This is a genomic window from Microbacterium proteolyticum, from assembly GCF_030818075.1.
Taxonomy (GTDB): Bacteria; Actinomycetota; Actinomycetes; order Actinomycetales; family Microbacteriaceae; genus Microbacterium; species Microbacterium proteolyticum_A.
In genome coordinates this window covers 2,149,139-2,175,997 of the sequence record NZ_JAUSZZ010000001.1, presented here as the reverse complement: position 1 = coordinate 2,175,997, position 26,859 = coordinate 2,149,139, and the positions used below count along the sequence as shown (strand labels likewise).

28 protein-coding genes are annotated in these 26,859 nt (G+C 70.9%); 12 read left to right on the top strand and 16 right to left on the bottom strand.

Annotation, left to right across the window (positions count from 1 at the left end):
• Window positions 1–42: 42 nt before the first annotated feature.
• Together QE392_RS10120 and QE392_RS10115 are read right to left on the bottom strand one after the other, a co-directional pair.
• A complete protein-coding gene (locus tag QE392_RS10120; RefSeq protein ID WP_307451259.1) occupies window positions 43–669 on the bottom strand; it encodes a hypothetical protein in 627 nt (208 codons plus the stop codon).
• A gap of 295 nt (window positions 670–964) precedes the next feature.
• A complete protein-coding gene (locus tag QE392_RS10115; protein WP_307451257.1) occupies window positions 965–2,527 on the bottom strand; it encodes an ATP-dependent DNA ligase in 1,563 nt (520 codons plus the stop codon).
• Between the two features lie 191 nt (window positions 2,528–2,718).
• Here QE392_RS10115 and QE392_RS10110 point away from each other — a divergent pair, with 191 nt between their 5' ends.
• A complete protein-coding gene (locus QE392_RS10110) occupies window positions 2,719–4,368 on the top strand; it encodes a RecQ family ATP-dependent DNA helicase (RefSeq protein WP_307451255.1) in 1,650 nt (549 codons plus the stop codon).
• Window positions 4,369–4,425: 57 nt separating this feature from the next.
• On the opposite strand, the gene QE392_RS10105 is transcribed toward QE392_RS10110, so the two are convergent.
• The gene (locus QE392_RS10105; protein ID WP_307451253.1) at window positions 4,426–4,833 is read right to left on the bottom strand and encodes a DoxX family protein; all 408 of its coding nucleotides are present in this window, start codon (window positions 4,831–4,833) and stop codon (window positions 4,426–4,428) included.
• Between the two features lie 49 nt (window positions 4,834–4,882).
• On the opposite strand from QE392_RS10105, the gene QE392_RS10100 reads away from it, so the two are divergent.
• On the top strand, window positions 4,883–5,371 hold the full coding sequence (locus tag QE392_RS10100; RefSeq protein WP_307451251.1) for a GNAT family N-acetyltransferase: 489 nt from the start codon (window positions 4,883–4,885) through the stop codon (window positions 5,369–5,371).
• Between the two features lie 170 nt (window positions 5,372–5,541).
• On the opposite strand, the gene QE392_RS10095 is transcribed toward QE392_RS10100, so the two are convergent.
• From QE392_RS10095 to QE392_RS10080, 4 genes are all read right to left on the bottom strand, one after another.
• On the bottom strand, window positions 5,542–6,318 hold the full coding sequence (locus QE392_RS10095; RefSeq protein WP_307451248.1) for an LLM class flavin-dependent oxidoreductase: 777 nt from the start codon (window positions 6,316–6,318) through the stop codon (window positions 5,542–5,544).
• Window positions 6,315–7,196, bottom strand: coding sequence for an LLM class flavin-dependent oxidoreductase (locus tag QE392_RS10090; RefSeq protein ID WP_307451246.1), 882 nt, complete (start codon window positions 7,194–7,196; stop codon window positions 6,315–6,317). Before QE392_RS10090 ends, QE392_RS10095 begins: the two co-directional genes overlap by 4 nt.
• A gap of 473 nt (window positions 7,197–7,669) precedes the next feature.
• Window positions 7,670–10,189: an ATP-dependent Clp protease ATP-binding subunit gene (locus QE392_RS10085; protein ID WP_307451244.1), complete on the bottom strand. Its 2,520-nt coding sequence runs from the start codon at window positions 10,187–10,189 to the stop codon at window positions 7,670–7,672.
• Window positions 10,190–10,265: 76 nt separating this feature from the next.
• Window positions 10,266–11,096, bottom strand: coding sequence for a hypothetical protein (locus QE392_RS10080; protein ID WP_307451240.1), 831 nt, complete (start codon window positions 11,094–11,096; stop codon window positions 10,266–10,268).
• A gap of 91 nt (window positions 11,097–11,187) precedes the next feature.
• Between QE392_RS10080 and QE392_RS10075 the strand changes: the two genes are divergently transcribed.
• From QE392_RS10075 to QE392_RS10055, 5 genes are all read left to right on the top strand, one after another.
• On the top strand, window positions 11,188–11,556 hold the full coding sequence (locus QE392_RS10075; protein WP_307451238.1) for a VOC family protein: 369 nt from the start codon (window positions 11,188–11,190) through the stop codon (window positions 11,554–11,556).
• A 60-nt stretch (window positions 11,557–11,616) separates the two neighbouring features.
• Complete coding sequence (locus QE392_RS10070; protein ID WP_307451236.1) at window positions 11,617–12,522, top strand: EI24 domain-containing protein; 906 nt, start codon at window positions 11,617–11,619, stop codon at window positions 12,520–12,522.
• 24 nt (window positions 12,523–12,546) lie between these two features.
• On the top strand, window positions 12,547–12,696 hold the full coding sequence (locus QE392_RS10065) for a hypothetical protein (RefSeq protein WP_307451234.1): 150 nt from the start codon (window positions 12,547–12,549) through the stop codon (window positions 12,694–12,696).
• A 22-nt stretch (window positions 12,697–12,718) separates the two neighbouring features.
• Complete coding sequence (locus tag QE392_RS10060; RefSeq protein ID WP_307451232.1) at window positions 12,719–13,822, top strand: class I SAM-dependent methyltransferase; 1,104 nt, start codon at window positions 12,719–12,721, stop codon at window positions 13,820–13,822.
• Between the two features lie 87 nt (window positions 13,823–13,909).
• Window positions 13,910–14,464: a hypothetical protein gene (locus QE392_RS10055; RefSeq protein WP_307451230.1), complete on the top strand. Its 555-nt coding sequence runs from the start codon at window positions 13,910–13,912 to the stop codon at window positions 14,462–14,464.
• A 12-nt stretch (window positions 14,465–14,476) separates the two neighbouring features.
• Here the strand turns inward: QE392_RS10055 and QE392_RS10050 are convergent, their stop codons facing one another.
• The gene (locus QE392_RS10050; RefSeq protein WP_307451228.1) at window positions 14,477–14,941 is read right to left on the bottom strand and encodes a DUF3817 domain-containing protein; all 465 of its coding nucleotides are present in this window, start codon (window positions 14,939–14,941) and stop codon (window positions 14,477–14,479) included.
• Between the two features lie 577 nt (window positions 14,942–15,518).
• Between QE392_RS10050 and QE392_RS10045 the strand changes: the two genes are divergently transcribed.
• On the top strand, window positions 15,519–16,544 hold the full coding sequence (locus tag QE392_RS10045) for an FUSC family protein (protein WP_307451225.1): 1,026 nt from the start codon (window positions 15,519–15,521) through the stop codon (window positions 16,542–16,544).
• A 226-nt stretch (window positions 16,545–16,770) separates the two neighbouring features.
• Here QE392_RS10045 and QE392_RS10040 read toward each other — a convergent pair whose 3' ends face one another.
• Complete coding sequence (locus QE392_RS10040) at window positions 16,771–17,205, bottom strand: YybH family protein (protein WP_307451221.1); 435 nt, start codon at window positions 17,203–17,205, stop codon at window positions 16,771–16,773.
• Window positions 17,206–17,280: 75 nt separating this feature from the next.
• Here QE392_RS10040 and QE392_RS10035 point away from each other — a divergent pair, with 75 nt between their 5' ends.
• Window positions 17,281–18,129, top strand: coding sequence for a PfkB family carbohydrate kinase (locus QE392_RS10035; protein WP_307451219.1), 849 nt, complete (start codon window positions 17,281–17,283; stop codon window positions 18,127–18,129).
• Complete coding sequence (locus QE392_RS10030; RefSeq protein ID WP_307451216.1) at window positions 18,126–19,052, top strand: nucleoside hydrolase; 927 nt, start codon at window positions 18,126–18,128, stop codon at window positions 19,050–19,052. Before QE392_RS10035 ends, QE392_RS10030 begins: the two co-directional genes overlap by 4 nt.
• An 18-nt stretch (window positions 19,053–19,070) precedes the next feature.
• On the opposite strand, the gene QE392_RS10025 is transcribed toward QE392_RS10030, so the two are convergent.
• Window positions 19,071–19,490, bottom strand: a complete 420-nt coding sequence (locus tag QE392_RS10025; RefSeq protein WP_307451213.1) for a hypothetical protein — start codon at window positions 19,488–19,490, stop codon at window positions 19,071–19,073.
• A gap of 62 nt (window positions 19,491–19,552) precedes the next feature.
• Window positions 19,553–19,741, bottom strand: coding sequence for a hypothetical protein (locus QE392_RS10020; RefSeq protein WP_307451212.1), 189 nt, complete (start codon window positions 19,739–19,741; stop codon window positions 19,553–19,555).
• Window positions 19,742–19,779: 38 nt separating this feature from the next.
• Here QE392_RS10020 and QE392_RS10015 point away from each other — a divergent pair, with 38 nt between their 5' ends.
• On the top strand, window positions 19,780–20,661 hold the full coding sequence (locus QE392_RS10015) for an aminoglycoside phosphotransferase family protein (protein WP_307451210.1): 882 nt from the start codon (window positions 19,780–19,782) through the stop codon (window positions 20,659–20,661).
• A gap of 76 nt (window positions 20,662–20,737) precedes the next feature.
• Here the strand turns inward: QE392_RS10015 and nrdF are convergent, their stop codons facing one another.
• The 4 genes from nrdF to nrdH are packed head-to-tail and all read right to left on the bottom strand — an operon-like array spanning window position 20,738 to window position 24,588.
• On the bottom strand, window positions 20,738–21,712 hold the full coding sequence (gene nrdF / locus QE392_RS10010) for a class 1b ribonucleoside-diphosphate reductase subunit beta (protein ID WP_307329111.1): 975 nt from the start codon (window positions 21,710–21,712) through the stop codon (window positions 20,738–20,740).
• 35 nt (window positions 21,713–21,747) lie between these two features.
• A complete protein-coding gene (gene nrdE, locus QE392_RS10005; protein ID WP_307451206.1) occupies window positions 21,748–23,904 on the bottom strand; it encodes a class 1b ribonucleoside-diphosphate reductase subunit alpha in 2,157 nt (718 codons plus the stop codon).
• The gene (gene nrdI, locus QE392_RS10000) at window positions 23,886–24,326 is read right to left on the bottom strand and encodes a class Ib ribonucleoside-diphosphate reductase assembly flavoprotein NrdI (protein ID WP_307451205.1); all 441 of its coding nucleotides are present in this window, start codon (window positions 24,324–24,326) and stop codon (window positions 23,886–23,888) included. The genes nrdE and nrdI overlap by 19 nt, the downstream gene beginning before the upstream one ends.
• Before the next feature lie 28 nt (window positions 24,327–24,354).
• A complete protein-coding gene (gene nrdH, locus QE392_RS09995; protein ID WP_055838040.1) occupies window positions 24,355–24,588 on the bottom strand; it encodes a glutaredoxin-like protein NrdH in 234 nt (77 codons plus the stop codon).
• Window positions 24,589–25,117: 529 nt separating this feature from the next.
• On the opposite strand from nrdH, the gene QE392_RS09990 reads away from it, so the two are divergent.
• Complete coding sequence (locus QE392_RS09990; RefSeq protein WP_307451203.1) at window positions 25,118–26,323, top strand: MFS transporter; 1,206 nt, start codon at window positions 25,118–25,120, stop codon at window positions 26,321–26,323.
• A gap of 42 nt (window positions 26,324–26,365) precedes the next feature.
• Here the strand turns inward: QE392_RS09990 and QE392_RS09985 are convergent, their stop codons facing one another.
• A complete protein-coding gene (locus tag QE392_RS09985) occupies window positions 26,366–26,770 on the bottom strand; it encodes a pilus assembly protein CpaE (protein WP_307451200.1) in 405 nt (134 codons plus the stop codon).
• Window positions 26,771–26,859: the final 89 nt, after the last annotated feature.

Here is a 26,859-nt window from a genome sequence, read left to right as displayed (position 1 = left end):
AGACCGAACGGACGCGGAACCGGCCCGCGGGCGCCGAGTCCGTCAGCGACGCTCGGCGCCGGGGGCGACGTGCGCGAGCACGCGATCCCACACCGCGGCGAGAGTGATCTCGCCGTTGACGGAGTGGATCTCGTCGTCGGGCACCGTGTCGGCCTCGGCGGATCGCATCCGATCGACGTACCACCCGGCATCGCTTGCGTCGGCCGGACCGTCGCCGCCCACGATGACGAGCACCTCGGCGTCGAGGTGATCGAGCAGCGGTGTGCGCAAGTCGCGGCTGAGCGGATCGGACGGGCTCTTCACACCCACGATCGCGAGGCGGTCGACGACCGGCCCCAGCGCGGCGGCGAGGTAGATCGCGATCGGCCCGGCCGACCGCTCCCCGACCAGGCCGACCGTCGTTCCGGGCGCTTCACGCTCCAGGAGCGCGCGGAGCGCCTCGACCGTCAGGCCCGCAGGCGTCTGGCCCCCGAGGACAGGGGGATCCTCGAGCTCGGGGGCGTCGAGTCCCACCGCGACGATGCGCACGTCGTACGCGGAGGTGATCCGTGCATCGGGGTCGGTCGTGGCCACGTCGCCGGTGCGCAGCACGAACACCGCCCGCGGCGCCCCGGGGGTTCCGAAACTGCGGTAACCGAGCTCTCCATCGAGCCAGGGGGCCAGACTCATCGGGTCGTCCTTTCGTCATGATGGTGTCGCCGGCGGGCGCAAGGGGCGCTTTCGCCGCAGAGACGCCTCGCGTTCGTCGCGCGGACGCGGCGCATTCGCCGCAAGGACGACGCCCCTTCGCCGCAGGGACGACGCGCGATCGCGGCGTGGACGCGGCGCGTTCGCCGGAGGGACGACCCACCTTCGCCGCAGAGGCGACGCGCGATCGCCGCGCGGACGCGGCGCGTTCGCCGCAGGGACCACGCCCCTTCGCCGCCGCAGGGACGCGGCGCGTTCGCCGCGCGGACGCGGCGGGTCATCCCTCGGCCGCCTCGTCGCCCCGAGCGGGCGTGCTGCCGCCGGGCAGCAGCGACCGGAGCGTGTCGATCATGTCGGCCTCGGCCGCGGTCTTGTCGGAACGGTAGGCCTTCACGCGTGCGAACCGCAGCGCCACACCGCCGGGATATCGCACCGAACGCTGGACGCCGTCGATCGCGATCTCGACCACCGTGTCAGGCGTGACCCGGATGCCGCCCGGGATCTGCCCCACCTCGCGTTCGGCGAAGTACGCGGTCTGCCAGGTGAGGATCTCGTCGGTGAGGCCCTTGAAGGTCTTCCCGACCATCACGAACCCGCCCGGTTCGCCGAATCGGCCGTCCGGGTCGCGCGCCCCCAGGTGCAGGTTGGAGAACCACCCCGCACGCCGGCCCGACCCGCGCTCGACGCCGAGGACGACGAGATCGAACGTGTGCACGGGCTTGACCTTCAGCCAGCTCTTCCCGCGTCGACCCGCCGTGTAGGGATCGTCGAGACCCTTGACCATGACGCCTTCGTGACCCGCCGCGAGGGCGTCGCGCGCGAAGGTCTCGGCGACCTCGGTGTCATCGGTGACCGTCGCCGGGACACGCCACGCCCCGGCCACCCGCTCGAGTTCGTCGAGCCGGGCGGACAGCGGCTCGTCGACGAGGTCGCGCCCGTCGACATGGAGGACGTCGAAGAACCAGGGCCGCAACGCGATCTCGCGCGCGGCCTCGGCTCCGAAGCGGGCCATCGTGTCTTGGAAGGGTCGGGGACCGCCGTCGTCATCGAGCGACAGAGTCTCTCCGTCGAGGATCACGTCGCCGACCGGCAGGGACCGCACCACCTCGACGATCTCGGGCACGCGGTGGGTGACGTCGGCGAGGGTCCGCGTGAACACGCGTACCTCGTCGGCGTGGCGATGCACCTGCACGCGGGCACCGTCGAGCTTGTACTCCACCGAAGCGCGACCGGCGACGGCCAGGGCCTCCGCGACGGACGCCGCGGTCGAGGCGAGCATGGGCTGCACACCGCGGCCCACCACGAGTCCCACGGCGGCGAGATCGTCGGCGGACCCGGTGAGCGCCACCCGGGCGGTCTCCCCGAGCTCTCCCGAGAGCATGGCGGCCCGCCGTACCGCGGCCCCGTCGCGATCGGAGGCGCGAGCGACGGCATCCAGGAGCACGCCCTCCAGCGCACCGGTGCGCAGCTCCCCCGTCATGATGCGGATGAGCAGGTGCCACTCGGAGGCGGTCGCCCGGCCGGCCAGGTCGTCGAGCAGCGCCGTACGGGCGGCGGCCGAGCCGGTGCCGCCGATTCCCGTGAGGCGCGAGAAGGCCTCGTCGACAGCGCCCACCGTGAGCGTGGGCGTATCGGCGTGCGATCCCCCGCGGCTCGACAGCGTGCGCCATCCGACGCCGAGCCGTCCCTGGCGCGGCGAAGCGGTGAGCAGGCCGACCGCCGGCACGATCTCGTCGGGCGCCAAGGACCGCAGCACCTCCGCGAGCGCATCGACCTTGGCCAGACGCGACCGCGTGTTCGTCACCGCGGCGAGCGCCGTCTCGATATCGCCGAAGAGCATGTCGGCATCCTGACACCTCCCTCCGACATCGCCCGTGCGCTTGCGTCGAGCGCACCCGCGTGGCATCCGGTTCTGCGTGGCGCGTCCCGGGGAGACGTGGTGCGCACACCACACGTCGCCCAACGTCGCAACCCCCGGTGCGATGTCGGAGGTCTGCGCTGTGCTGGGATTCCCCAGGAATGAGGTCCTCCGTGAACGCACCCGCCACGCTCGAACAGTCCGCCCGCACCGCCCGAGAGGTGTTCGGCTGGGACGACTTGCTGCCCGGGCAGGCCGAGGCGATCGACGCCGTCGTCGGCGGACGCGACACGCTCGTGGTCTTCCCCACCGGCGCGGGGAAGTCGGCGGTCTATCAGATCGCGGGATGCGAGCTCGGCGGCGTGACCGTGGTGATCTCACCGCTGCTGGCGCTGCAGCGCGACCAGATCGACTCCATCGACGCCGCCCCCGATGCGCCCGCGGCGGTCGCGCTGAACTCGCGCACGAGCGCCTCCGCCACGAAGGCCGCGTGGGCGGCGATCGAGAGCGGCGACGCCGTATATGCGTTCCTCGCACCCGAGCAGCTCGCCAACGAGGAGGTGTTCGATCGTCTCGCGGCGGCCGATGTGCGTCTGGTCGTCGTCGACGAGGCCCACTGCGTCTCGGCGTGGGGCCACGACTTCCGCCCCGATTACGCCCGCATCGGCGACGCCGTCGAGGCCCTCGGCCACCCGCCGGTGCTGGCGCTGACGGCCACGGCATCCGCCCCCGTCCGCGACGACATCGTCTCCAGCCTGGGCATGCGCGACCCGCATCTCGAGGTGCGCGGCATGGACCGCCCCGAGATCCACCTGGCCGTGCGTCGGCATGAGCACGACGCCGACAAACGTCGCGCCGTGATCGCCGACGTGCAGGATGCCGGTGGCCCCGCGCTGCTGTACGTGGCGACACGCAAAGAGACCGATGCGTACGCCGACGAACTCCGCGACCTCGGGTTGCGGGCCGCCGCCTACCACGGAGCGATGGCGCAGAAGCGCCGCGACGAGGTGCACACCGCCTGGAGCGCCGGCGAGCTCGACGTCGTGGTCGCCACCTCCGCCTTCGGCATGGGCGTCGACAAGAGCGACGTGCGCCTGGTCGTGCACGCCGACGTCACCGAGTCGCTCGACTCGTATGCGCAGGAGATCGGCCGCGCCGCGCGCGATGGACAGCCGGCCCGGGCGATCCTCCACTACCGCGCCGAGGACTTCTCCCTGCGATCGTTCTTCGCAGGAGGGCACACGAAGAAGGCCGACATCGCCGGAGTGTGGGACGTTTTGCGCCGCGCGAAGAAGCCGATGCGCGCCAAGCAGATCGCCGACGAGGGCGGCCGCTCGACCCGCGCCATCGGCCGGGTCCTGAACCAGCTCGTGGCGTGCGGCATGGCCGAGTCGGGACCCGACGGGATCTCGGCACGCACGACGGCATCGGCCGGCGATGCCGTGAGCGCCGTCCGCGCACGCGACGAAGCCGAGGAGCGCATCCGCGCCTCCCGCATCGAGATCATGCGCGGCTACGCGGAGACCTCTCGCTGCCGTCGCCGGGCACTGCTGGAGTACTTCGGCGTCGAGACCCCGGAGCACTGCGGCGCGTGCGATCGCTGCGACGCGCTGGCGGCGGCCCCCGCCGACGCGCCCGCGGAGAGGGCGGAGCCCGGCGGCATCCGCATCGACTCCCCCGTCGAGCACAGCGAGTTCGGCGCCGGCACGGTGATGGCGATCGAGGACGACCGGCTCACCGTCTTCTTCCCCGAGCACGGCTACAAGGTGCTCGCTCGCGCAGCGTTCGAGAACGGCATCCTGGAGCTCGGCGAGGCGGCGTAGTCGCACGGACGCGCGGGTTGCCGTCCGGGGTCGACGGGCCGCGCCGTCCGTCGATGATCAGCGCTCCCGCGTCGACCACCACGCCCAGGCGACCAGCGCCGGTTGCAGAAAGAGGCGTACGAAACGCGCGCGGTCGGTGGCGAGCCCCGGGGCGGAGCGGCCGGTACGCCACTGGTGCACGTTGCCGGGGAAGACGGCGACGAAGAACGCGGCGATCGCCGCCCCGAGGCGTCGTCGTTCGCGGGGCAGCGCGACCAGCGCCGTCCCGAGCACGATCTCGACGGCTCCGGATGCCACGACGATGGCGTCCTTGTCGGTACGCAACAGGCGGGTCGCCCAGCCCGGCACGACGATGCGGTAGCCACGCCGTCCCCACGTCAGGTGACTGACCCCGGCGCCGACCAGCAGCAGGGCGAGTGCCCCTCGTGCGACCGAGCGGGGGGTGAAACCTCGACGACGTGGCATCCGGTCAGTCTTGCACCCGCTGAACCGCCTCGGGCCGTAGGCTCCCGGCATGACGACGTCCGACACCCTGGAGATCCGGCCGGCGCACCGCGACGACGCCGAGTTGATCGCGACCGTTCACGCGACGTCCTGGCGCGAGACGTACGGACGCTTCGTGGACGACCCCGAGACGAGCCCGTGGTTCGCCGTCGATCGGCGGATCGGCATGTGGCGCGAGAACCTCGACCAGGACGCCTTCACGACGCTGGTCGCCCGCATCGATGACGAGGTCGTGGGCTTCGCCGCCGTCCAGGCGGTCGACGATCCGGCGGCGGCGCGGGCGGAAGAACTGGCGATGCTCTACGTCCTCGCCCGCGCCCACGGCTGCGGCGCGGGTCAGGCGCTGCTCGACGCCGTGCTCGGCGACCGTCCGGCGCAGCTGTGGGTCGCCGCCGACAATCCCCGCGCGCACGCGTTCTACCGGCGCAATGGCTTCCACCCCGACGGGGCCGAGTCGTCGTTCGGGCCGATCCCCCGCACCGTGCGACTCGTCCGCTGAGCGCCAGCCGTCGTCAGATCGAGCCGAGCGCTTCGGCGGCGATGCGCGGGACTCACGATCCGCTGTCCGCCGACACGGCCGCCGTCGCGAGCGCTGCGCCTCTGCTCGCGGCGCCGTCATCGTCTCGGCCGACGGTGCGGACCACGCCTTGCGGAATGGTCGCTGGGCGCTCACCCGGGCGACGGGGCCGTACGGCGCGCGAAGTCGATGTACAACTCGACCGTGTCCTCCGGCACGATGGCGCGCAGCACGACTTCGTCGGCGGCCGCGGTGTACGCCTCGAGAGCGTCGGCCAGTTTGGTGACGTCGCGGATGGTCGTGTCAGCGGCATCCACCCCCATCCGTTCGAAGTTGGCGGCGTAATTCGGGAACGACGCGTAGCGCGCCGTCTCGGCGTCGAGGCGGGAGCGGGCGGCCGAGACGATCGCCGTGCGCACGTAGACGGCGACGTGGGTATCGGGGGTGATCGCGTGCAGGGCGGCGGCCTGTGCGAGCGCTTCGGTGGGCGGCACCCAGTTGAGCAGCACTCCCTCGGCGTTCTCGGCCCCGGTGCGGCGCATCTTCGGACCCAGCGCGCCGACGAGCACGCGCGGCAGGCCCGCGGCGTGCAGCACGTCGATCGCCTCACGGACGCGCCGGAGCTCCCCCTCCTTCGCCGCGCCCGAGCCGATGCCCAGCATCAGGCGGTCGAGCGGCACGCCGAGAGCGGTCACCTCGTCGGCGATGGCCTCGGCCGGGCGGCGGTCGACCGGAACGACCCCGGTCGCGAGGTGCAGGCGTTCGGTCACCCGCGAGGCGGCCGCCAGGGCCGCGAGCGCGTCGCCGTCGGGGGTGTCGTTGACCCACAGCGTATGGAAGCCGGCGCTCTCGACCGCGGGGGCGATCCGGGCGATCGCCTCGGGTCCCAACGACCCGGCGAGCCCGAGCGAGACCGCGCCGCGCCTCACGAGACGCCTCCGGCGTGCGGCACCGACACCGCGACCTGACCGACGGCGGCGAAGAAGGCCGCCAGGTCGACGTCGTCGGTGGGAAGCAGCACCACGTCGTCGACGCCGGCCGCCTGGAATCGCGCGACCCCCTCGGCCACCTCCGACACGGAACCCGCGAGCACGCGATCGGCCGCGTCGGGGCGGTCGCCGAGCACCGCGGTCGCCCGCTCGCGCGCACCGGGACCGAAGGCGGTGAGCACGTAGGCGACCACGTCGGCGCGACCTCCGCGTCGGGCGGCGACGCGCCCCGCCTGCACGGTCTCGACCGCCGCGGCGATCTCGGCGACGGTGTGCCGGCTGTCGAGCACGACGCCGTCGGCCACCGCCCCCGCGAGGGCGAGGGTCTTCGGACCCTCGGCCGCGGCGTAGACGAGCGGCGGCTCGGCGGGCGGCCAGTCGAGGGCGACGTCGCGCAACCGCACGTACCGGCCCTCGGCCGTCACCCTCTCGCCCGCGAGGAGGGCCCTCAGCGCCGGGAGATGCTCCTGCATGAGCGTGAGCGGCGAGGCCGCCTTGGCGCCCGTCTGCCGCATCCAGTCCTGCACGCCATGACCGAAGCCGGGAAGGAGGCGGCCGGGGAACATGCGCTCGATCGTCGCGACCTCCATCGCCGAGACGGCGACGTTGCGCAGCGGAAGAGGGGCGATGCCGACGCCGATGCGCAGGTGGTCGGTCACGGCCAGCGCGGCCGCGGCGGCCGCCCACGCCGACGAGCGGAAGCAGTCCTCCCAGAGCCACAGCTCTTCGACTCCCGCGTCCTCGGCGGCGCGGGCGGCGTCTCGCAGCTTCTCGGGAGGATGCGGGTAGGGGCTGAAGATCGTGCCGATACGACTCATACGACCACTCTGCCGCGGACCTCCGACATCACGGCAGGGGCTTCCACACTGCCGCCGACCAGTGTGTCGTCGGACCTGCGGGCGTGCTGAACTCCGGAATCTTCGCGCCGCCGAGTCGATCTGCACCGCGTCGAGAGCGGGTGCAGCGGATTTCTCCGGAGTTCGGCCCCACCCGCCGGCCGCGACACGTCGCGACGACTCTCCGACGTCCGCGCGCGACGGCCCCACCACGACGTGCCGAACTCCTGACTTCCCGCCTCCGCGAGCCCCTCCGCGTCGAGGTCTGGCCGGCACGGCCCAGAACTTCCGGAGTTCGGCCCGGCCCACGCCGCGACACCACGGCGCCGGCTCGACAGGGGCGCAACCCGACCCGTCGGCCGGCCCACGGCGCGACGCGAGCACGCTCGGCCCGGCCGACCCGAAGATGCCGAACGCCCCCGGCGCCGAAGCACCGGGGGCGTTGCGAAGCGGGGTCAGGCCGCCAGGGCGTCCACAGCGGCGCGGACGACGAAACCGGATGCCGTGGCATCCACCGTCACCGCTCCCCCGTCGCCCAGCTCACCCGAGACGAACAGGTCGGCGATGCGGTCGTCGATCTCGCGCTGGATGACGCGGCGCAGCGGCCGCGCGCCGTACTCGGGCTCGTAGCCCACCTCGGCGAGCCGGTCGACGGCCGCCTCCGTGACGTCCAGCGAGATCTCGCGCGACGCCAACCGCCGCGCGGACGCCCCCAGCAGCAGCCGCACGATCTCGCGCAACTGCTCCTTCTCGAGCTTGCGGAACAGCACGATGTCATCGATGCGGTTGAGGAACTCCGGCCGCATGGCCTCGCGGAGCTTGCCCATCACCCGGTCGCGCAGGTCGTTCTCGGCGAAGTCGCGCCCGGTCGTGGTGAAGCCGATGGCCCCGGACCGGGATGCCAGCACCTCGGCGCCCAGGTTCGACGTCATGACGATCACGGTGTTGCGGAAGTCGACCGTGCGTCCCTGACCGTCGGTCAGGCGACCGTCGTCGAGCACCTGCAGCAGCAGCGTGAACACGTCCGGGTGCGCCTTCTCGATCTCATCGAACAGCACGACGGCGTACGGGTTGCGGCGCACGCGTTCGGTGAGCTGACCGGCCTCGTCGTAGCCGACGTAACCCGGAGGGGCACCGATCAGCCGCGACACGGTGTGCCGCTCGCCGAACTCGCTCATGTCGAAGCGGATCACCGCGGAGTCATCGTCGAACAACGACCCGGCGAGGGCCTTCGCGAGCTCGGTCTTGCCGACACCGGTGGGTCCGAGGAAGAGGAACGATCCGACCGGACGGTTCTCATCGCCCATGCCCGTGCGGTTGCGGCGCACGGCCTTCGCCACGGCGGCCACCGCGTCATCCTGTCCGATGACCCGGGCGTGCAGCTCGGTCTCGAGGTCGGCGAGGCGTCCGCGCTCGGTGGCGGTGAGGCGCGCGACCGGGATACCGGTGGCCCGGCTGATCACCGCGGCGATCTCGGGCTCGTCGACGATCGCGGCCGCACGGGGGCCGGCCGTCGCCTCCTCGAGCTGCGTCTGCACCGCGGCGATCTCATCGCGCAGACGCGACGCCTCCTCGTAGTGCTCGCCCGAGACGGCGGCGTTCTTGTCGGCCTCGAGCGTCGCGAGCCGCTCGATGAGCGACGACGTGTCGACGGAGACGCCCAGTCGCAGCCGCAACCGCGCTCCGGCCTGGTCGATGAGGTCGATCGCCTTGTCGGGGAGCACGCGGTCGGGGAGGTACCGGGCGCTCAGCGCCACCGCGGCGCGCAGGGCGTCGTCTGTGTAGCTGACGGCGTGGTGCTGCTCGTACGCCGGGCGGAGCCCCTTCAGGATCTCCACGGCATCGGGGATCGACGGTTCACCCACGCGCACGGGCTGCAGGCGACGCTCGAGCGCCGGGTCCTTCTCGATCGTGCGGTACTCGCGCAGGGTCGTCGCACCGATCACGTGCACATCGCCGCGGGCGAGGCGGGGCTTGAGGATGTTGCCGGCATCCATCGATCCGTCGCCGCTGCCGCCCGCACCGACGAGGGTGTGCACCTCGTCGATGAAGACGATGAGCTTCTCGGATGCCGCGATCTCGTCCATCGTCTGGGTGAGGCGCTCCTCGAAGTCGCCGCGGTAACGGGCGCCGGCCAGCATCGCGGCCAGATCAATGGCGACCACGCGGGTATCGCGCAGCTGCTCGGGCACCTCGTTCGCGACGATCGCGCGGGCGAGCCCCTCGACGACGGCGGTCTTGCCGACGCCGGCCTCGCCGATGAGCACGGGGTTGTTCTTGGTGCGACGGCTGAGGATCTCGATGGTCTGCTCGATCTCGTCGGCGCGGCCGATGACCGGGTCGAGCTCGCCGGCGGCGGCGCGCGCGGTGAGGTCGGTGCCGAAGCGGTCGAGGTTCGGGGTGGCGCTCGTCGCCTCCGCGGGGGTCTCGGGCTCACCGACCACAGTTTCGCGCACGCCCTGGGTCAGGGCCTCGGCGGTGACACCGGCCTGCGCCAGGATCTGCCCGGCGGGGGCGTCCTGCGCGAGCACGAGCGCGAAGAACAGGTGGTCGGGGTCGACGTAGGTCGAGCCTGCGGCGCGAGCGACCTGGAACGCGTGGAACAGAGCGCGTTGCACGGAGCCGGCGACGACCGCGCCGTCGACCTCGGCGGCGGGACCGGCGGCCGGAAGCCGGCTCTCTGCGGCACGCGCGATGGCGGCGGGGTCGGCTCCGAGGCGGCTGACCGCCTCCTTCGCGGGCGAGCGACCGACCAGCACGTGGAGCACGTGCAGGGCGTCGAGCTCGCGCTGACCGCGTCCGAGGGCGAAGCGGCCGGCTGCCTGCAACGCGTCCTGGGTGCGGGCGCTGAGGAAGCGACTGAGGTCGATGGAGCGCTCGGCGCGCGCCTGCTCGCCCGCGAGGTAGCGCGCGAGGAACTCATCGAACGACTGAGCGCCGTCGTCCCCGGCGCCGGGGGTGAAGTCTTCGGGCAATTCCGTCTCCTGTGATCCGTGGATGCGAACGCGACTTGAGCGCGCTCGTATCAACTTCAACACCAGGGTGTCGCGGCTATTCCCGCAGGCGCGGATCGGGCTCGTTCCACAGCTCCGCCGTCTGCACCACCCAGAACACCCCGAAGAAGGCCAGAGCCACGGATTCCCCGACCAGGACGAGGGGGAACCCCGCGCGCGCGACGCCCGTGAGGAGTCCGACGACGATGAGCACGAGCGTGAGCAGGATGCCGATCGCCACGGCTGCGTACACCCGCCGCAGTCGGACGCTGCGGCGGCCGGTCGCGTGCGGGCGCCACGCGGCGATGGCTGCGACCGCCGCGATCAGCACGAAGAACGTCACGGCCGCGACCTCGTGCGCGCGCCCGAGAAAACTCTCGGGCGACACCACGGCCCACCCCACCCCCGCGACCGTGAGCATGACGATCACGCCGATCGTCACCGCCACTCCGCGACTCGCCGTGCCCTGCACGAGGGCGACGATCACCGCCGTCACCGCCCCGAGCAGAATCACGGATGCCGCGGCCGCACCGTTGTTGACCACTGTCGCCCGCACGTCGGGCGGCACGCACCGCAACACGGGCTCGCACACGCTGGCCGCCACCGTGGTGGGGATGTAGGCCACGGCGAGCGCGAGGACGGCGGCGACGTCGAGCAGTGCCTGCTCGAGGCTCCGACCCGACAGCGCGAGAAGCGCGAGCGCGATCGCGCTGAGCCCGCCGACGAACACCGGACCGGCGGGACCGTAGTAGGCCGCGCTGATCGAGGGCAGCGATGCTCCGGCCGCGAGCTCGATTCCCACGGCGACACCGACGAGGACGGTCGCGCCGATCAGGGCAAGCCGCACGTAGCGGTACGTGCGCTGGGTCGAGGTGGTGCGGACGCGCATACCGGCATCCTGGCATCCGGGTGCGACAGGGGCCTCTTCCCGATGTCGGAGGCCGGGGTCATACTGGCCGCACATCGAGGAGGGTGTGCACATGGACTGGAAGATCGAGCTCATCTTCGTGCCGGTTTCCGACGTCGACCGGGCGAAGGCGTTCTACGAATCGATCGGCTTCCACGCCGATCACGACCAGCAGGTCGACGAGGCCTTGCGCTTCGTCCAGATGACCCCGCCGGGCTCGGCATGTTCGATCGCGTTCGGCACCGGGCTCGGGCTCACCCTCGAGCCCGGGCAACAAGACACCATCCAGGTCGTCGTCGCCGACGCCGATGCCGCCCTGGAACAGCTTCGGGCCGCCGGTGCGACCGCGGAGGGCGTCGACGAGCAGGCGTGGGGGCGCTTCGTCACCTTCGCCGACCCCGACGGCAACCGGTGGACACTTCAGCAACTGCCCGCGCGGTGACACCGGTCCACTCCGCCGGAGTTCCCGATACGCACCCGTCCCGCCTGGGAGACTGACCCCATGCGGGAGTTCTTCGAGGGGGCGCGGACGCTCGCGCGGGGTCTGGGTCAGTGGCGGCGCACACCCGGTGCGATGGCTCTCGGTCTCATCCCGGGCGCTGTGGTGGGTCTCGTCCTCGGCGCTGCCCTGGTGATGTGGGGGCTCGCCCTGCCCGGTCTGGTCGACGACTGGACCCCCTTCGCCGACGGCTGGGCGCCCGCCTGGAAGGGCCTTTTGCGCACCGCCCTCGGCGTCGCGTCCTTCGGCGCCGCCGCGCTGGTGGTGATCGTGTCGTTCACGGCGGTCACGCTGGCCATCGGCGAGCCGTTCTACGACCGCATCTGGCGCGCGACCGAGCGAAGCGCCACCGGCGCGGTGCCCGACGCGGAGTACGGGTTCTGGCGCGCCGTCGGCGACAGCGTCCGGCTCATCCTGCGCGGCATCCTGGCGGCGGCGGCGGCCTGGGTGGTCGGGCTCATCCCGATCGTCGGAGGTCCGCTGGGGTTCGTCACGGGAGTGACGCTGACCGGATGGCTGCTCGCCGATGAACTGACCTCCCGCGCCCTGTCGGCCCGCGGACTGGACCGTCGCGCTCGTCGCGCGATCCTCTCCGCGAACCGCGCGCGGGCACTGGGCTTCGGCGTCGCGACGCAGCTGTGCTTCCTTGTTCCGCTCGGCGCCGTCGCGGTCATGCCGGCTGCCGTGGCGGGCAGCACCCTGTGGACCCACGACGCCCTCCGATCCGCATCCCCCGCCGGCGGTGGCAGTGGTCGGCGCGGCCCCGCGGCGACACCCACCCATCCGGCGCTCGACGATGCGTCGCCGGCGGGGTCGATCGACACACCCTCCGTCATCGAACCCCGACACGATCACGAGGCGACGCAACCCGCCCCGCCGCGGCACCGGCCCGCCGACCCGGCACGATAGCCTGGAGCGACCGAAGGGATCCTCATGTTCATCGTCTCGCTCATCCTGTTCATCGGCGGCATGCTGCTGACCGGCCTGTCGTTCTCGCTCGCCGCGCCCGCGCTGTTCTTCGCGCTCGGCATCATCCTCGTGTCGGCCTCGCTGGCCCTCCCCTTCCACTTCGGCACCCGGTAAACGCGCCGCCTCGGTCGAGCCGGTGCCCTTCTCGTTCGACGCGCTCCGCCGCCGCCCCGATCTCGAGGGCACGGAGCTGCCGGCCGTCGACGCCGCAGACCGGCTGATCCTGGACGAGTCCGCCGACGCCCGTGCGAGTCTCGCGCCGGGCGACCTGGTCGTCATCGGAGACGCCTACGGCGCTCTCACCCTCGGCTCGGCGGATGCCGGTGCGCGCGGCATCCGCGTGCACCAAGACGAACTGCTCGGCGAGGAGGCGCTCGCCGCCAACGCCGTCGACACGGGGCTGACCGGCACATTCCAGCCGCACGGTTTGAACGCCGCTCTGCTCGAGGGCGCCCGAGTGGTGCTGCTGCGCCTCCCCCGCTCGCTCCATGCCCTCGACGACATCGCGGGTCTCATCGCCCGCTACGCCGCACCCGACGTCGTCGTGTTCGCGGGCGGCCGCCTCAAGCACATGAGCGTCTCGATGAACGACGTGCTGCGCAAGCACTTCGATCGACTCGACGTCACCCACGCGCGGCAGAAGTCCCGCGTCCTCGTCGCCCGCGGTCCTCGCCCGAGCACGGACCCCGTGCCGGAGGAGGCGGTCGTCGACGGCATCCGCATCCGCGCCTTCGGCGGAGCCTTCGCCGGCGCATCCATCGACATCGGAACACGGCTGCTCCTCGCGCACCTCCCCGCCCCTCGGGGAGGTCTCGCGATCGACCTCGCGTGCGGCACCGGGGTGGTCGCGGTCGCTTTGGCCACCCGGCATCCCGACCTCCGTGTCATCGCAAGCGACCAGTCGGCCGTGGCCGTCGCGTCCGCCCGCGCCACCGCGGAGGCCAACGGCGTCGCCGACCGGGTCACCGTGGTGCGCGACGACCTGCTGCGGACCCAGCCGGATGCCTCCGCCTCGTTCATCGCGCTCAACCCGCCCTTCCATGCGGGAGCCGCCATCGACGAGCGTCTGGCTCCGCGCATGTTCGCCGATGCGGCGCGGGTGCTGCAACCGGGCGGAGAGTTGTGGACCGTGTGGAACTCGGTGCTGCAGTACCGTCCCGCGCTCGAACGCCTGGTCGGACCGACCCGCCAGGTCGCGCGCGACCGCAAGTTCACCGTGACGGTGTCGACGAAGCGGTGACGCCGGCACCAGCCGGCCGAGCGGCGCCCCCTCTCGCGCCGACCCGCCGCGGAGCGTAGATTCGAGCCGTCACCAGGGAGGTGCGGTGTGCGTATTCGTCCCCTCGCTGCGGTGCTGAGCGGTGCGGGACTCCTGGCCGCGTCGTTGTCGACCGGCTCCGCCGCCGGCGCGGTGACCCCGTTCGACGCCCCGTCGCAGAGTGCGACGACGCCGCTGTTCGCGGACTGCTCCAGCGTCACCCCCAACGGCCGAGACTACGCGCGTCTGCACCGCATCGGACTGTGCGGCGCCGACACGACCCCGTCGGACGAGAAGCTGTGGGTCGAGTCGGTCGGTGGGGAGGAGTGCGGGTCGGCCACCCTGACCGTCACCAGCAGGGGCGGCGGACTCGCCTCGCTCGCGTGGCGGGTGGCATCCACCTCCGGGCCCGTCGTCGACGTGCACCTCGAGGCGTCGTTCGCGGGTCGAGCGGGTGATGGGACCCGCCGATTCACGGTGAGCGAGCCCACTCTGCACGCGGCCGGCAGCTCCATCGCCTTCCTCGGCGCCGGCCGCGCCGCCGCGACTCTCTCGGGCACGGTGCAGACGTTCACCGCCACCTGCCGCGTGGCTCCCGCCAGCGTGTACGTCCGCCTGCGCTGACGCGCCGCGTCCTCAGCCCTTCCCGCCCGGGGGTCCCACCACCAGCAGGACGACGAAGACCAGCGCCACCGCGACCACGATCGTCGCCGCGAGCACCCACGGGCGCCGGAGGAAGAATCGCAGCAGCCGGTCGATCGCCCGCCCGTCGCGCGGGTCGGAGGTCGGCTCCCGCCGCCACGCTCCGCGGAGCCGCCCGGTCCGCTGCAGCCAGATCTCGGTGGGAACCGTCGCATACGGGATGACGGCGCTGACCACCGCGAGGGCGGTCGGCCCGACCCCCCACCGTTGATTGAGCGCGACCAGCACCGCGGTCGCGGCGTACGCGAGGAACACGAAGCCGTGGATGCCCCCGCCGATCGTCACCGCGATCGGCAGGTCGGCGACGGCCCGCAGGACCAGCCCGCCGATCAGCAGCGTCCACGAAACGGCTTCGGCGATCGCGAGCGTACGGAACAGATTCAGGGGCGTGCGGAACACGTCTCACCTCGTTCGGATCGGGGTTCCCACCCTACGCAGCAGCCTCACCCCTCCCCGTGCGCTCACCTCGACGTCGAGCAGTCACTCGACGGGCTGATCGTCCTCGTCGAGCGACGGGTCGGACTTCTCACCCTCGGCAGCCGTCGTCGTGTCGGGCTCGGGCCCGGGCTCGATCGGGGTCGTCTCGCGTTCGGCATCCATTCCCCCACCCCATCAGAGAACGCTCCGGATGCCACGGCCTTGACGCCGCGCCCGCTTCCTCTCCACCCCGCCCGGGCTCACCCGCGCCATCTCGCCCAAGCCGACGCCCCCACCCGCACTTCGGCGCGAACGAACTCGCCGCCGCGCCGCCTCACCCCCACGCGCGAGCCGACGCCCCCACCCGGATTTCGGCGCGAACGAGCACGCCGCCGCGCCCACCCGCGCCACCTCATCCGCGCCGAGCGGCACGAGCCGACGCCCTCATCCGCACTTCAGCGCGAACGAACAACGCCGCCGCGGACGCGCACCGCGCACCGCGCGACCGCCCGACCGCGACGCTGACGGCGACGCCTCCCGGCACGCGTAGGGTAGTCGGGTGGCGGAATCCCGGGGGCGCGTGTGGACCGGAGTCGTCCGCGTGGGGCCGCACCGGGGTGATCACCGGGTCGCCGCCCGCGCGGTGCTGAGCGTCGGCGTTCCGCTGCTCGTACTGCTGCTGCTCGGGCGTCTCGACCTCAGCGTCTACGCCAGCTTCGGCGCCTTCGCCGCCCTCTACGGGCGCACCGACCGCCCCCGCGCACGCGTCGGCATGCAGATCACCGCCGGCGCGATCCTCGTCGGCTCCATGCTCGTGGGCACGGCGATGTCGTTCCTCGCCGTTCCCGCGCTCGGGAGCGTCGCCGTCGTCGCCGCCCTCGCGGCAGCCGTCACCTTGTTCGCGTACCGGGCGCAGTGGCATCCGCCCGGAGCGCTCTTCGCGGTCTTCGCCGCCGGTGCGACCGCGAGCTTTCCGGCGACAGCCGCCACCTTCGCAACGGCGCTGCTCGTGGGCGGCGCGAGCGTGGCGTGGAGCCTGATCGTGACCACGGTGTTCGTGCTGGTGCGCCACGGATCGTGGGCCCGCCCGAAGAGGCCCCGTCGCGCGATCGGACCGGTCGCGTGGGAGATGACCGCCACGGTCGGTGCCGCGGCGCTCCTCGCGGGCATCGCGGGTGCGCTGCTCGTCGGCACCCACTGGTATTGGGCGATGGTCGGCGCGGTCGCCGCCGTCGGCGGGGCGCACGTGACCGCGCGGCTCATCCGCGGCGTGCAACGCCTCACCGGGACGCTGCTGGGTGTGCTGATCGCGGCCGGACTGCTCGCGCTCCAGCTCCCGCCCTGGCTCGTCGTCGTCGTGGCCGTCGTGATGCAGGCCGGCGCCGAGCTGTTCGTCGGCCGCAACTACGGCATCGCGATGCTGTTCATCACCCCGCTGGCCCTGCTGATGGTGTCGCTCGCCTCGCCCGTCGCCCCCGAACTGCTGCTGCGCGACCGCGTCGTCGAGACGGTGATCGGTGTCGCGGTCGGCACGCTCGTCGCGGTCGTGTCGGCGGCCCTCCGCCGCCAGACCCCCAGGAGCTGACCGCCGTGGCCGCCCCGAAGGCTCAGCCCCTCGGTCGCGAGGCCGTCGAGCGCATCGGCGCGGCATGCGCCGGCCCCTCGCGTCGGCATCCACTCTCATCGGTCTCGGAACGGTCGACCTCGGCGCGGTCATCGCCGGCGTCGCGCTGACGAGCGTCGGCTCTCCCGCCACCCACGTCTTCGCCTCGTCGGTCGCCGATCACCGTTCCTCCGGCCGGGGCCTCCACTCAGGTCGCGGTCGTCGTGTGGTCGCCGTGGCGGTGGACGATGCGCCAGCCGTCGCCCTCTCGCCGCCACACGTGGGTCACCCGCACCACGAACGGAGCCGGCGCCGCACCGTCGACCGAGAGGATCCCGCGCTCTCGCCCAGCGGTCATCGCCCAGTCGTCGCCGACGAGCACCCGGTCGTACTCCGGCACGAGCGCTCCCCCGCGGAAGCGTCGGGCGACGGCCTCGAGGGTGGATGCCACCTCGGCCGCCGTCGTGGCGTGAGTGCCGAATCCCCCCATCAGGGTCGCGTCGTCGGTCCGGGTCCACAGCGCCGCGAACGGACCGGGGTCGCCGTGCCCCATGGCATCCAGGGCCGCCGCCACCGCGTCGAGCGCGTCGTCGAACGACGCCGGCGGCTTTTCGGGGTGCGCGGGCGGGGTCGCGGTCGTCATCCCCACATCGTCGCCGACGGCGGAGCACCGCGCCACTACACACGAGGGCCATCCCGCGTGACAGGGTGGGTTCTCGTGACCCCTTCTCCCCCGCGACCCGAACTGACCGTCGTCGGCGCGATCAACGTCGACCTCACCGCTCGCGTGCAGCGCGCACCCCAGGCGGGCGAGACCGTCGCCGACGGCGTGCTGCAGCGCGGCCCCGGCGGCAAGGGCGCCAACCAGGCGGTCGCCGCCGCCCGGCTCGGAGCCGCCGTGCGGATGGTCGGCGCCGTGGGCGACGACGCCGAGGGGCGCGGCATCCGGGATCGCTTCACCCATCTCGGAGTGGATGCCACGGGCGTGCAGACCGCGGAAGCCGCCACCGGCACCGCCCTCATCGTCGTCGACGCGACGGGCGAGAACTCGATCGTGGTGTGCGCCGGCGCGAACGCCGCGATCGACGCGGACGCGCTCGGGATCGAGCCCGGCACCGCGGTGCTGATGCAGTTGGAGGTCGCGGATGCCGTCGTCTCGGCCGCCGCACGCGCCGCGGGGTTCTTCGCGCTCAACGCCGCTCCCGCGCGTCCCCTCCCCGCGGGCGTGCTCGAGCAGTGTGATCTGGTGATCGTGAACGAGACGGAACACGCGCAGCTGCCCGAGGTGCACGACGCGCCGCTGTTGTGCGTGACGCTCGGCGCCGAGGGTGCGCGCCTGTACCGCCACGGGGAGCTCGCGGCATCCGCCCCCGGCATCGCGACGACCGTCGTGAACACCGTGGGCGCGGGAGACGCGTTCTGCGCGGCTCTCGTCGTGGGGCTTCTGCGCGGCGACTCCCCCGACGACGCGCTGGCGCGCGCCTGCGCGGTGGGTGCCGCAGCCGTCGCCGACGACGCGTCGCAACCGGCGCTCCAGCCGCTCGACGCGTACGGAGTGGAGCGATGACCCGCCGTCCGATCCTCGTCGACTGCGACCCCGGCATCGACGACGCGCTGGCGCTGGCATTCCTGCTGGCCGAGCCCGCGGTCGACATCGTGGGCATCACGACGGTCTCGGGCAATACGGATGCCGCCCGCGCCGCCGCCAACGCGCTGTCTCTGCTCGAGCTGGCGGGAGTGGACGACATCCCGGTCGCCGTCGGCGCGCACGACTTCCGCGGTCGCGCCTACGCCGGCGGCGCTCCGCACGTGCACGGTGACGACGGTCTCGGCGGGATCGCGCTGACCGCCGCGGCCCGTGCTCACGATGCCCGGGAAGCCGTCGAGCTGATCGACCACCTGGCATCCCGGCATCCGGATCTCACCGTGCTCGCCCTCGGCCCCCTGACCAACCTCGCCGCCTACGCCGAAACGCCCGGTGTCGCCCGCTTCGACCGCCTCGTCGTGATGGGCGGCGCGTTCGCGCACTCGGGCAATGTCACGCCGTGGGCCGAGGCGAACATCCACAACGATCCCGAAGCGACCGCCGTCGTCTTCGCGCAGGACTGGGACACCACTCTCGTGCCGCTCGATGTGACGATGACGCAGACGATGGATGCCACCGACCTCGTGCGCCTGGAGGCGATTCCGGGCGCGCTCCCCCAGGCGTTGGCCCGGATGCTGCCGTACTACTTCGACTTCTACGCCGGCCGTGTCTTCCCCGATCGGCGCTGCGCGCTGCACGATCCACTGGCCGCGATGGTCGCATCCGGGGCCCTGCGGGGCGTGAGCGTCGCCCGCGGACGGATCGACGTGCGGCTCGAGCGCGGCGAGCGCGGCCGCACCGTGTCGTCACGCGGGTCGTCGACGCAGCGATGGGTGCGCGGCATGGAGGGCTCAGCAGTCGAGACGCTGCTCGGACGGCTGGAGGGGCGGGAGTGGCCGGGGTGACCCCGACCCGGCCGGCTTCTAGGGACGCGTGATCTCGACGACCTGCGTGTCGTCGAACTCGGGGAACGAGACGGTCGCCTCGAGGGGGACGGTGTCGCCGACCCGATCGGCAGAGAAGATGTGCGTCGTCGCCGCGAGGTCGGCGGTGCAGACATCGTTGCTCGACGCGGAGAAGGAGACGACGAGCGATTCTCCGTCGTTGTCGAACGCCGTCGCCGTGGGCGGGCAACTGCTGCTCCCCCACGTCACGACCGCGATGGATCCGTCCGACTGCAGGTGCACGGCCGGTTCGAGATCGAGGCCGTCCACCGGGATGCCTGTGGGAACGCCGGGCGTCCGCGAATCCGCGACGCCGTCATCGGAACAGGCCGTGAGGACCACGGCCAAGGCGACCAGCGCGGAGACGGCGCCGTATCGTCGAGCGCGACCGGTGACCATGTGCTCATCTTGACGCACCCTCCGGCAACGTGCACAGGAAGCACGGGCCCTGTCCGCGAACATCACCGTGTCGACGAGCCGCCCTCGGCACGACGGAACCGCCGCTTCACCCACGCCGTCATGCGGTCGGTGTGGCGGTCGGTGAACTCGTTCGACAGCGCGAGCGCCTCCGCGCCGACGTCGGCGCCGGCAGTGATGGCCTCGATCGACCGAAGGGCTCGGCGCTCCTGCTCGTCGGCGTCGCGTTCCATGTCGTTCAGCGTACGAGGCGAAGAGCTAGCCTGGGCCGATGTCCGCCGCCTTCCCCGCTCGGGATGCCATCGACGAAGCGCTGGTGCGGGCGCTCGTCCGCGAACAGTTCCCGCAGTGGGCGGGTCTTCCGGTGGCCGCTGTTCGGGAGTCGGGCAACGATCACCGCACGTTCCGCCTGGGCGACGCACTGGTCGCCCGCCTGCCCGCCGACCTCGGATTCGTCCCGCAGGTCGCGAAGGAGCAGAAGTACCTGCCGTTCCTGGCTCCGCACCTGCCGGTGCCCATCCCCGCGGTCGCGGGCGTCGGGCGCGCCTCCGCGCTGTTCCCCGCCCCGTGGTCGGTGTACGGCTGGCTCGCCGGCATCCGCCCCGATACTGTCCGCGTGCGAGACGATGTGGCGCTCGCGGAGCGGCTCGCTCACGTCCTCGTCGCACTCCGGAGAACGGATGCCACGGGCGGCCCCGCCCCGGGTCAGCACAGCGCGTTCCGTGGTGATCCCGTGTCGCAGTGGGACGAGCAGGTCACACGCAGGTTCGACCTGCTCGATGGCTCGCAGCGAGATCGAGCGCGCGGGGTGTGGCGCGATGCGCTGGCCGTCGAGTTCACGGGTCCGCCGGTGTGGCTGCACGGCGATGTCGCGATCGGCAACCTGCTCGTCGACACCTCGCATCGACTGTCGGCGGTGATCGACTTCGGTTGCTCCGCCGTGGGCGACCCCGCGTGTGACACGGTCATCCACTGGACGCAGTTCCGCGGACCAGCGCGACGCGTGTTTCGCGACGTGCTCGACCTCGACGACGCCACGTGGGCGCGCGGCGCAGGCTGGACGCTCTGGAAGGGGCTGATCATGCTGACGAACATCACCCCGGGTGAGAAGCAGTTCGCGGAGCGGGTGCTGGGTGAGGTGCTGTCTGTCTGAGCGCGTGCGGGACTTCCGCGCTCAGACAGAGAGCCTCACACGATTGCTCGCGTGAGGCCCTCGGTCGTTCTTCCGCTCAGAAGTCCCAGTCGTCGTCTTCCGTCGCCTCGGCCTTGCCGATGACGTACGACGAGCCCGACCCTGAGAAGAAGTCGTGGTTCTCGTCGGCGTTCGGCGAGAGTGCCGACAGGATCGCCGGGTTCACGTTCGTCACCGATGCCGGGAACATCGCCTCGTAGCCGAGGTTCATCAGCGCCTTGTTGGCGTTGTAGTGCAGGAACTTCTTGACGTCTTCGCTCAGGCCGACCGAGTCGTAGAGGCTCTGCGTGTAGTGCACCTCATTGTCGTAGAGCTCGTACATCAGCGAGAACGTGTAGTCCTTGATGTCCTGACGACGCGCCTCGTCGACAGTCTCGAGACCGCGCTGGAACTTGTACCCGATGTAGTAGCCGTGCACGGCCTCGTCGCGGATGATGAGGCGGATGAGGTCGGCCGTGTTGGTGAGCTTCGCGCGGCTCGACCAGTGCATGGGCAGGTAGAAGCCGGAGTAGAAGAGGAACGACTCGAGCAGGGTCGAGGCGACCTTGCGCTTGAGGGGATCGTCGCCACGGTAGTAGTCCATGACGATGCGCGCCTTCTTCTGAAGGAACTCGTTCTCGGTCGACCAGCGGAACGCCTCGTCGATCTCCTTCGTCGAGCACAGCGTCGAGAAGATCGACGAGTAGCTCTTGGCGTGCACCGACTCCATGAACGCGATGTTCGTGTAGACGGCCTCCTCGTGCGGGGTGATCGCGTCGGGGATGAGCGAGACCGCGCCGACCGTGCCCTGGATCGTGTCGAGGAGGGTGAGCCCCGTGAACACGCGCATGGTGAGCGTCTGCTCTTCGGGGGTGAGCGTGTTCCACGACTGGATGTCGTTCGACAGCGGCACCTTCTCGGGGAGCCAGAAGTTGTTCACCAGACGGTTCCAGACCTCAAGGTCTTTGTCGTCCTGGATGCGGTTCCAGTTGATGGCCTGCACGTGGTTCAGCAGCTGCAGCTTCTCAGCCATGAGTGTCCTTTGTGGAAAGAGTCGAGATCAGCGGATCAGAGCATGCACGAGACGCACTCGGTCATATCGGTGCCCTCGAGCGCCAGCTGACGCAGGCGGATGTAGTAGATGGTCTTGATGCCCTTCTTCCACGCGTAGATCTGGGCCTTGTTGATGTCGCGCGTGGTGACGGTGTCCTTGAAGAACAGGGTGAGCGACAGACCCTGGTCGACGTGCTGCGTGGCCGCGGCGTACGTGTCGATGACCTTCTCGTAGCCGATCTCGTAGGCGTCCTGGTAGTACTCCAGGTTCTCGTTCGTCATGAACGGCGCCGGGTAGTAGACGCGGCCGAGCTTGCCTTCCTTGCGGATCTCGATCTTCGACGCGATGGGGTGGATCGAGCTCGTCGAGTTGTTGATGTAGGAGATCGAGCCGGTCGGCGGCACCGCCTGCAGGTTCTGGTTGTAGATGCCGTGGGCCTGCACCGAGGCCTTCAGCTCCCGCCAGTCGTCCTGGGTCGGGATCGGGATGCCGGCGAACAGGTCCTTCGTCTTCTGGGTCTCGGGGATCCACGCCTGCTCGGTGTACTTGTCGAAGAACTCCCCCGACGCGTAGGTGGAGTTCTCGAAGCCGTCGAAGGCGACGCCGCGCTCGATCGCGAGGCGGTTCGAGGCGCGCAGCGCGTGGAAGAGCACCGTGTAGAAGTAGATGTTCGTGAAGTCGATGCCCTCTTCGGAGCCGTAGTGCACGTGTTCGCGAGCGAGGTAGCCGTGCAGGTTCATCTGGCCGAGGCCGATGGCGTGCGAGCGGTCGTTGCCGTCTTCGATGGAGCGCACCGACGCGATGTGGCTCTGGTCGCTCACCGCGGTGAGGGCGCGGATGGCGGTCTCGACCGTGAGGCCGAGGTCGCGGCCGTCCATCGCCAGGGCGATGTTCATCGACCCGAGGTTGCAGGAGATGTCCTTGCCGATGGCGTCGTACGAGAGGTCTTCGTTGTACGTCGTGGGCGTGTTGACCTGCAGGATCTCCGAGCACAGGTTCGACATGTTGATGCGGCCGGCGATGGGGTTCGCCTTGTTCACCGTGTCTTCGAACATGATGTACGGGTAGCCCGACTCGAACTGGATCTCGGCGAGGGTCTGGAAGAACTCGCGGGCGTTGATCTTCGTCTTCTTGATGCGCGGGTCGTCGACCATCTCGCGGTACTTCTCGGTGACCGAGATGTCGCCGAACGGCTTCTTGTAGACGCGCTCGACGTCGTACGGCGAGAAGAGGTACATGTCCTCGCCGTTCTTGGCGAGCTCGAACGTGATGTCGGGGATGACGACACCCAGCGACAGCGTCTTGATGCGGATCTTCTCGTCGGCGTTCTCGCGCTTGGTGTCGAGAAAGCGCAGGATGTCGGGGTGGTGCGCGTTGAGGTACACCGCGCCGGCGCCCTGGCGGGCACCGAGCTGGTTGGCGTAGCTGAAGCTGTCTTCGAGCAGCTTCATCACGGGGATGATGCCCGACGACTGGTTCTCGATCTGCTTGATCGGCGCACCCGACTCGCGGATGTTCGACAGCAGCAGGGCGACGCCGCCGCCGCGCTTGGAGAGCTGGAGGGCCGAGTTGATGCCGCGGGCGATCGACTCCATGTTGTCTTCGATGCGCAGCAGGAAGCACGACACGAGCTCCCCGCGCTGCGCCTTGCCGGCGTTGAGGAACGTCGGGGTCGCGGGCTGGAAGCGGCCCGAGATGATCTCGTCGACGAGCTGCACCGCGAGGCGCTGGTCGCCGTCGGCGAGAGCGAGGGCGGTCATGACGACGCGGTCCTCGAAGCGCTCGAGGTAGCGCTTGCCGTCGAAGGTCTTCAGCGTGTAGCTCGTGTAGTACTTGAACGCACCGAGGAAGGTCTCGAAGCGGAACTTCGCGCCATAGGCGCGGTCGTTGAGCTCCTGGATGAACTCCATCGAGTACTTCGCGAGCACGGTGGGCTCGTAGTACTCCTTCTCGACGAGGTAGTCGAGGCGCTCCTTGAGGGAGTGGAAGAACACCGTGTTCTGGTTGACGTGCTGCAGGAAGTACTCCCGCGCCGCGCGCTTGTCGGCGTCGAACTGGATCTTGCCCTCGGCGTCGTACAGGTTCAGCATCGCGTTGAGGGCGTGGTAGTCCAGTCCCTCGAACCGCGCCTCGGTCTTGAAGTCCACGTCGCTCAGCTCAACTTCCACCATCGTTCCAATCCCTCGTTGACCCGCTCGACATCGTCGGGGGTGCCGAATACTTCCAGCCGATACAGGTGCGGCACCGCGCACTTGCGCGCGACGATGTCGCCGGCGAGGCAGAACGCGTCGCCGAAGTTCGTGTTCCCCGCGGAGATGACCCCGCGGATGTTTCGTCGGTTCCGCTCCTCGTTGAGGAACCGGATGACTTGCTTGGGGACCGCGCCCTTCTCGACGCCCCGGCCGGCACCCCCACCGTATGTGGGGGTGACCAGCACGAAGGGTTCGTCGACCTCGAGGGGCGGTTCGGTCGGCGACAGCGGAATGCGCACGGCCCGCTTGCCGAGCTTCTCGATGAAACGCGCGGTATTGCCCGACACGCTCGAGAAGTAGACCAGTAGCGGAGCCCGGGTCGCCGACATGACAGCGCTCATGACAGGGGTCTGAGAGCCTGTCGCGGGGTCAGGCGAGACGCGACGCGAGCTCGTCGATCTTGTCGGGACGGAAGCCCGACCAGTGGTCCTCGTCGGTGATGACGACGGGTGCCTGCAGGTACCCGAGCGACTTGACCTGCTCGAGGGCCGACGGGTCTTCGGACAGGTCGAGCACGTTGTACTCGATGCCCTTCGAGTCGAGTGCGCGGTAGGTCGCGGTGCACTGGACGCAGGACGGCTTGGTGTAGACCGTGATCGCCATGTCGTTCTCTCTCTCCCCTGGGAATTCGTCGTCCGAGCGGGCAGGGCTCGCCGGGACCTCAATACTACATATGGGTGCGGACATCGGAAGGCACCACAAGGGGTAGTAGTTACATCGGTGTGATTTTCCACCGTCTCTCCCCATGTACAACACAGGTTGTCCACGTTTTCATCCACAGATCGACCCCCTTCCGGCGTGGTGTTAACAGGCAGGATTCCGCGGTTGTCGCGGCATCCGTCGGTCGTTGTCCACAGTTCGGACGGTAGACGGGGGTTCCGACATCGCACAGGGCGGCGATTTCGTCGACCGGCGTGTCGCGGCGTGTCGCGTGGGGACCGGCATTGGAGCGCCGACGCCACCGTCGCGGCGATTCTCCCCGCCGCATGGAACGTCGCCGGCGATCTCCCCGCACACCGACGTCGCCTCCCCACGATCGACGACCTCGGCACGCGCAACGCGGGCGGACGCACCGCGCAGGACGGCGGACAGGGGCCGGGCGGGTGTCGGAGGTGGGCGATAGCGTTGTCCGGTGGCCGGCTACCGCGTACTCCTTCGAACCCCCGGCGTGGGGCGCATCATCGCCGCACAGCTGACGGCTCGTTTCCCCAATGGCATGACGAGTCTGGCGGTGCTGCTGCACATTGAGCACGTCACGGGTTCCTACGGTTCGGCGGGCCTCGTGCTGGCGGCGACGAGCATCGGCCAGGCACTCGCCGGTCCCGTCACCAGTCGCTGGATGGGCATCTGGGGCATGCGTCGCGTACTCACGGTCACGCTCCTGGTGTGCGCGGCCGCGATCACGACCCTCGCCCTCGTCGTCATGCCCGTGCCCGCGTATATGGCGCTCGGCCTCGTCGCCGGCCTGTCGACCCCGCCGATCCAGTCGGCCGTGCGCACGATCTATCCCAAGATGGTCCCGTCCAAGCAGCTCACGCCGCTGTACTCGCTCGACGCCTCGCTGCAGGAGATCATCTGGGTCCTCGCCCCCGTGGTCATCACCCTCGTCGCCACGCAGGTCGGCACCGTCCCCGGGCTGCTGCTCGTCGTGCTCATCCTGCTCGGCGGGGGCGCGTGGTTCATCCTCAGCCCCGAGGTGGGGCGCGTCCGCATCCCGCGCAGTCGCCGGGCCCTGGGGCGAGTGCTCACCAAGCCGCCCGTCATCCTCGCCACGGCCACCGGGTTCCTCCTCATCGGCGCCTGCGCCGCCGTCGAGGCGGGAGTGGTGGCGACCTTCGATCACGGTGGTCTCGAGGCCGGTCTCATCCTCGCGGTCTTCGCGATCGGGAGCCTCGCGGGCGGTCTGTCCTTCGGTCACATCCCCATCGGCCCGTGGGCCATGGCCCGGCGTTTCGCCATCGTCGCGCTCGGTCTGTCGCTCACCATCGTGTCGCTGAACGCCTGGTGGCTGGGTGCAACGCTCCTCGTCGCGGGCGCCGGCATCGCGCCCGCCCTCGCCGTCATGTTCGCGATGACCTCGGCGAGCGTGCGCTTCAGCGAGACCGCCGAAGCGTACGGATGGATCGGCACCGGCCAGCTCATCGGCGCGGCCGCGGGATCGGCCGTCGCCGGGTTCCTCGTCGACGGCGTCGGCCCCACCGGCGCCTACGTGGCAGCCGCCGGCTTCGCGGTCGTCGGCTTCATCGTCTCGGTCGTCTTCGTCCGCGGCTTTCCCGACCTCCGGCATCGCGACGCCAGCCCCATCCCCGACACGGAGCCCGTCGAGACCGTCACCTGATCCCGGATGCCGCGGCGGCAACCGCACGCCGCGGAGGTGACGTCAGTGCGTGCGACGCAGGAGCTCGAGCACGGCGAGCGCGTACGCGTCGGCCGGGGCCGGATGGTCGAACACGAGCGTCGACCCGCCGATCGAGATCTCGACCTCGTAGGTGTCCGACAGTCGACGCAGCGACCGGAACGTCGCCCGCAGCAGTTCACGCAGCTGCGACTCGGACGGCAGCCAGAGCGCGTCCTCGGTGGCGACCGAGTCGAGCGCCCACTCCGTCGTGCCGTTGAACGCCAGGATGCGTCCGGTCGGATAATCGCGCGGCTCGACCGTCATGTCGCTCACCGTGAAGACGTCCGCCTCGAACTCCGGCTCGTCCAACTGGAAGCGGTCGCCCGAGCGCGGGTGCCACACCAGTCCCGCCTCTCGCAGCGCCAGGGCCATCTCGGTCGAGATCATGGCATCCATTCTGGCGGGCATCCGGCGGTCACGGTCCGTCGCACGACGGTCGTGGACGGAAGAATGGATGCCATGCCTGCACCCGTGAC